Annotated in this window: 7 protein-coding genes; 5 read left to right on the plus strand and 2 right to left on the minus strand. The window is 36.7% G+C overall.

All coding sequences use genetic code 11. The annotated features are described in order from the left end of the window. Positions 1-164 precede the first annotated feature (164 nt). Together BFU02S_RS14350 and BFU02S_RS14355 are read left to right on the plus strand one after the other, a co-directional pair. Positions 165-1,658, plus strand: coding sequence for an FTR1 family iron permease (locus tag BFU02S_RS14350; protein ID WP_066372011.1), 1,494 nt, complete (start codon positions 165-167; stop codon positions 1,656-1,658). Further along, positions 1,655-2,032 carry a hypothetical protein gene (locus BFU02S_RS14355; protein WP_066372015.1) on the plus strand — a complete coding sequence of 126 codons (378 nt, stop codon included), beginning with the start codon at positions 1,655-1,657 and terminating at the stop codon, positions 2,030-2,032. Before BFU02S_RS14350 ends, BFU02S_RS14355 begins: the two co-directional genes overlap by 4 nt. 180 nt (positions 2,033-2,212) lie before the next feature. On the opposite strand, the gene pssA is transcribed toward BFU02S_RS14355, so the two are convergent. Beyond that, positions 2,213-2,752 (minus strand): CDP-diacylglycerol--serine O-phosphatidyltransferase, encoded by a 540-nt coding sequence (gene pssA / locus BFU02S_RS14360; RefSeq protein ID WP_066372018.1) that lies wholly within the window; start codon positions 2,750-2,752, stop codon positions 2,213-2,215. 126 nt (positions 2,753-2,878) lie between these two features. On the opposite strand from pssA, the gene BFU02S_RS14365 reads away from it, so the two are divergent. Beyond that, positions 2,879-3,673: a phosphatidylserine decarboxylase gene (locus BFU02S_RS14365; RefSeq protein WP_066372026.1), complete on the plus strand. Its 795-nt coding sequence runs from the start codon at positions 2,879-2,881 to the stop codon at positions 3,671-3,673. 54 nt (positions 3,674-3,727) lie between these two features. Here the strand turns inward: BFU02S_RS14365 and BFU02S_RS14370 are convergent, their stop codons facing one another. Next, entirely contained in the window at positions 3,728-3,868 is a 141-nt protein-coding gene (locus BFU02S_RS14370; protein ID WP_066372029.1) for a sporulation histidine kinase inhibitor Sda, read from the minus strand. A 397-nt stretch (positions 3,869-4,265) separates the two neighbouring features. On the opposite strand from BFU02S_RS14370, the gene BFU02S_RS14375 reads away from it, so the two are divergent. Beyond that, on the plus strand, positions 4,266-4,781 hold the full coding sequence (locus BFU02S_RS14375) for a YqeG family HAD IIIA-type phosphatase (RefSeq protein WP_066372041.1): 516 nt from the start codon (positions 4,266-4,268) through the stop codon (positions 4,779-4,781). A 4-nt stretch (positions 4,782-4,785) separates the two neighbouring features. After that, positions 4,786-5,895, plus strand: coding sequence for a ribosome biogenesis GTPase YqeH (yqeH, locus tag BFU02S_RS14380; RefSeq protein ID WP_066372045.1), 1,110 nt, complete (start codon positions 4,786-4,788; stop codon positions 5,893-5,895). Positions 5,896-5,907 lie beyond the last annotated feature (12 nt).

Here is a 5,907-nt window from a genome sequence, read left to right on the forward strand (position 1 = left end):
CAGCCCCTACTTTTCATTAATTAAGAAATCTACTTAATTCTGCACGTTATTCTTCCACCAATACCTAAAAAACTAATTGACAATGATTATCAATTAAAATAAAATGAAAATGCAAGGATGACATTGAAAGTCATTATCAATAACGACTTCTTAGGAGGATTTTAATGAACAAAAACCTATTACCTAAATTATTTATCCTTCTATTACTATTAGGATTTGTAATACATACTCCTGTAAACGCGGCTGGAAATTCTAGCGAGGATATGAAAAAAGCGGAGGTATCTGTTGACAAAGCGATCAAATTCGCTTCAAAAGGGAATCTTACGGAAGCACAAACGGCTTATGAACAATTTGATAAAACCTGGAGAGAAATAGAAGATGGGATAAAAGCTGAATCTGCTGCCGCTTATCGTGATATTGAATCGAATATGGGAACCGTTGTCTATGCTTTCACTCTAAAGAAGCAAGATCAAGTCTTAAAGGCTTTACAAAGTCTAAAAGCTGTAAACGAAAAGTTTACGAGTGGCGGCTATCCAAAAGATGCAAGTTTTAAAAAAGAGAATATATCTTTAGATGATTTTATTTTTCTCCTTCAACAAACGAAGAAAGAAGTGAAGGAACATAATCAGTCAGGGGCATTAGCGGGTATTAAAAAGGCAAGCAGCAGCTGGTTAAGCGTTGAAGGAGTAGTAGTCGCACAATCTTCTTCCGTTTACAGTGATTCTGAAAGAGATTTGGTCACGATCCAAGCTATGTTAGCTGCTAATCCACCAAATTATAAAGAAGCTGAAAAAACAATTGATAACATGATTAAATATCTTACCCCTTTAGTTGAGAAAACAAGTTACACTTATTGGGATGCAGCGATGATCCTTATTCGTGAAGGTTTAGAAGCATTGCTCGTTGTAATTGCTCTTATGTCTTTCGTGAAAAAATCAGGAGATGGAAAAGGAAAAGGCTGGATTTGGACTGGGGTGTTATCAGGTCTGGGTGTTAGCGTAATCCTGGCTCTTATTGTTAAATTTGTGATTTCATCTGGAGCTTTTGGCAATAATAATGCGCTGATCGCAGGCTGGACAGGTGTTTTTGCTGCAGTCATGCTATTGTATATGAGCTATTGGCTTCATAGTCAATCCAATATTGCTGATTGGAATCGGTATATTCGCGAAAAAAGCCAAACTGCGTTATCAACTGGTAAACTAGTTTCGTTAGGAATTCTTGCCTTTCTTGCAGTATTCCGTGAGGGGACTGAAACTGTATTGTTTTATATAGGAATGGCAAGCCAAATTAAACTTCAGTCATTACTTTTTGGTTTTCTTATCGGAGCAGCAATACTTGGAATCTTGGCTTACCTCATGATTTATGTTGGGGTGAAATTGCCACTTCGTCCATTCTTTATGGTTTCAAGTGTTATCGTATTTTATCTTTGTATTAAGTTTACAGGAATGGGAATTCACAGTTTACAACTGGCGGGCTTAATACAAACAACAAATACTTCGCATATCCCAAGTATAGAATTTTTTGCACTTTACCCATCATGGGAAAGTACAATACCACAAGTAATTCTTGTTATTGGTGCGGTTATTATACTTTTATTAAAAAAACAAAAACATACTGCGGCAAATATTATTAAAAATGAAAGTAGGAAACTATCATGAAAAAATTAACATCAATGATTTTATCAATTGGACTTGGAGGATTGTTACTTTTAGCAGGTTGCAGCTCTGATCATAGCAAAGTTTCAAATGGTGTAAATAAAATGTTGGACACTACAAAGCAGTTATCCAAAGCAATTGATTCTGGGGACCAGACAAAAGTAAAGGAAGTAGGGCCTAAATTAGAGGATCAATGGTCTTCATTTGAAGATGAAGTAAAAAAGGATCATAAAGACCTTTACGATAAAATAGAAACCTATCTTGACCCAACTGTCGCGGGTTCAAAAGCAACAACTATGGATAAAAAAGCATTAAGCAATTTGAACAGCAAGCTGACTGATGCCTTAATGGAATTAGAAAGAAAACTAAATAGATAACAATAAAAAATACCAACTTTTTAAGGTTGGTGTTTTTTTGTTTTTCGAAGACAATCATTTATTCACAAGATTTTAAATCACATCCTTTTTTGAAAAATCATAAAAGACGAAAATCAGCAGACAATAATAAAAATGACCTACTTCCAACGGGACAAAAGTAAGTCACAGATCTTTTTGTTCTTAAACTTTTTTCAGTTTAAAGGTGCTGACCATTAGGAATGATAGAATGATGGTAATCAATATAAACGTTTCTGATGGCAGGTAAGGTATTGTTATAAAGCTTAGTGTTGCTAGGACGCCAGCAACTGTGATAGGCAGACCTGTAAAATACCCATTGCTTTCCGTGATATTAAAGCGGGCTAAGCGAAATGCGCCGCAGGCGATATAGAAAACGGTAAAAAAAGAACCTGGACCACCAAATTCATGCAAAATTCCCTGATACATCAGTAGTGCCGGTGCAACACCAAATGATATAATATCACTCATGGAATCTAATTGTTTGCCAAGTTCTGACTCGATATTGAATTTTCTGGCAATCATGCCGTCAAAGCGGTCAGCGAGTGCTGCAAGAAAGATCAGCAGTAAGCTTAATTGCAAGTTCCCGTTTATTACGAAACAAATAGCAAAGCCGCCTAACAATAAATTTGCGATTGTCATTATATTGGCTATCTGGGTTTTAAATTTTTTAACTGTCTGGTCAAGAACATGCAATAAAAACATGTTTTCAACACCACTCCTTTCTAGTAGAGAAAATGTAAATTTTCCAAATTTTATTCTGTTTTATTTCATTCTAAGGCTTTTATGAATGTTCGTAAAGAGTATTTTTACACTTTTTGGGGGTATATCATGATTCAAACGTTTTATCGTCTTTTGATCGAGCTGACAAATGGGAGGTGGACATCTGGCATATTAAGAAAATTTGCCCGTTCGCGTACGAGCCGCTTTATGGTTCCTTTATTTGCAAGAGCCTATCATCTCAATCAGGAAGAAATGGAAAAAAGCTTGAGTGAATATCCGACATTGCATGAATTATTTATTAGAAGGCTGAAAAAAGGGGCTAGATCCATTGATACTAATGCCGAATCGGTGGTCAGCCCGGTCGATGCGGTTTTGGAGGATATTGGTCCGATTAAAGAAACAAGCGAAATTGTTGTCAAAGGGAAGACTTATTCCATTGAAGAAATGCTTGGTGACCCGGAAGTTCTCACAAAATATATAAATGGAACTTATATCATCCTTTATTTAAGTCCCAGCCATTATCACCGAATCCATAGCCCTGTGAGCGGAAGGGTGACAAAACAATGGAAACTGGGACGCAAATCCTATCCAGTTAATAAATTGGGGCTGAAATACGGCGTTCATACGCTTTCAAAAAACTATCGTGTGATTACTGAAGTTAGAACAGAATATGGACATGTAGCGATCGTCAAGGTCGGGGCAATGTTTGTTAACTCGATCGAAACGACTCATACTGGTTCAGCGTTAGAAAAAGGAAGTGAGATGGCCTATTTTAGCTTCGGCTCTACTGTCGTCTTATTATTTGAAAAGCATACGTTCCAATTGAATCCTGATTTACAAACACCACAGGAGTTAAAAGTTGGCGAGAAACTTGGACGGATGCATAAAGCAGTAGATGAATGAAAACCTTTCGAATAGAAGTATAAAAAATGCCCTATAAAGGGCAGCAAGAGAAATTTATGAAGAAATTTTAATTTTATGAGCAAGGGATCTGCGGAGAATTTCTTTCTCAATCAAGCTGATAAATTCCGGGCTTAGTTTCAGTTCCTTTGCTTTAATATAGGATTCAATCAATAACTCATCTGACAGATTCCGCATGTCAGATTCCACCTCCATTTATTTTAATGGTTCTATTTTTACTCAAGAAGACATACAATAGTAAGTTCCAAATGGTTAGTACCCTTAATCTACCAAAATTATTCCTATTGAACAATCGTTCATTTTATCCACATAACCGGTGGATAAACTGTTGGTAATTTGTTTATAAATTGGAAAATAGTAAATGATTCAATGGGTAAAATGTTAATAACTTTATCCACAAGTGAAAGAAAAGTAGAAATTTGTCGAAAAATATTTTTGTTCATCCTAATCACTCATCTATTAGCACCGCGTTTCTTTTGAAACAAAGGATGAAATTGGTTATGATGGTACAAGAATGCCGACATGACCTATCCCAACTCTTGCAAATACAGAAAGTTAATGAGGTGTAAACTTAGTGCTTGAGATCTTTTTACCAAATGAGCATGTGAAAAGTATTTTTGATATCACGCCTGAACAATTAAAGTCAAAAGGCATAAAAGGGATTATAACTGACTTAGATAATACACTGGTGGAGTGGGATCGTCCCAATGCCACACCGAAATTAATCAGCTGGTTCGAGGAATTAAAGAAACATAATATACTTGTAACCATTGTTTCGAATAATAATGAAGCAAGAGTGAAGGCATTTGCTGCCCCGCTTCAAATCCCCTTTATTTTTATGGCGAAAAAGCCGATGACCAAAGCCTTTAAACGAGCTCTTCGACAAATGGGGATCAAAAAGGAAGAGGCTGTTGTAATTGGCGATCAGCTAATGACGGATGTCCTCGGCGGCAATCTCAGCGGGTTCCATACGATCCTTGTTGTTCCAGTTTCGCAATCGGATGGTTTTATGACCAAATTTAACAGATTGCTGGAACGGAGAATATTGAATTGGCTGCGGAAAAAAGGGATGTTACAATGGGAGGATTAAAACTTTGAGTAATGTAGATCAACATGTATGTATTGGGTGCGGTGTGAAAATTCAGACGGTACATCCAGAACAAATCGGCTATGCCCCCCCCTCAGCGTTGGAAAAAGAAACAATTATTTGCCAAAGATGCTTCCGGCTTAAGCACTATAATGAGATCCAAGATGTCCAGTTAACCGATGATGATTTTTTAAAGATCTTGAATGGGATTGGGGCAAGAGAAGCATTAATTGTCATGATTGTTGACATTTTTGATTTTAACGGCAGCTGGCTGCCAGGATTACACCGCTTTGTTGGAAACAATAAAGTACTTCTTGTCGGAAATAAAGTCGATTTACTTCCTAAATCAGTTAAACATCATAAATTGATTCATTGGATGAAAACAGAGGCAAATGAACTTGGGCTGAGACCGGATGATGTTTTTCTTGTCAGTGCGTCAAAAGGCTGGGGAATAAAAGAAACAGCATCGGCGATTGACGAGTATCGCAGTGGGAAAGATGTCTTTGTAGTAGGCTGTACAAATGTGGGAAAATCTACATTTATTAACCGAATCATTAAAGAGGTTACTGGTGAAGAGGATGTAATCACGACTTCTCATTTTCCAGGTACGACATTAGATGTCATCGAAATTCCACTTGAGGACGGACGAGCATTAACAGACACACCTGGAATTATTAATCACCATCAAATGGCTCATTATGTAGATAAACGCCATTTAAAAATCATTACACCAAAGAAAGAAATAAAACCTATGGTTTATCAATTAAACGAAGGACAAACCTTATTTTTTGGTGGTCTTTCCCGTTTAGATTATGTAAGCGGGGGGAGAAGATCATTTGTTTGTTATATTTCCAATGAATTGAAGATTCACCGGACAAAAACAGAAAATGCCGATCTGTTATATGAAAAACATATTGGTGAAATGCTCACACCGCCAAGGCAGGAACAATTGGATTTATTTCCAAAACTCGTAAAACAAGAGTTTTTTATTAAGGAAGCAAAGACGGACATTGTCATTTCGGGTCTTGGCTGGATTACAGTGAATGAACCGGGCGCAAAAGTAATAGTTTATGTGCCTAAAGGTGTTCAAGCGTTAATTCGAAAATCGCTTATATAAATTGGGTAGTGT

This window comes from Neobacillus fumarioli NBRC 102428 (genome assembly GCF_001591485.1).
Classification (GTDB): domain Bacteria; phylum Bacillota; class Bacilli; order Bacillales; family Cytobacillaceae; genus Neobacillus; species Neobacillus fumarioli.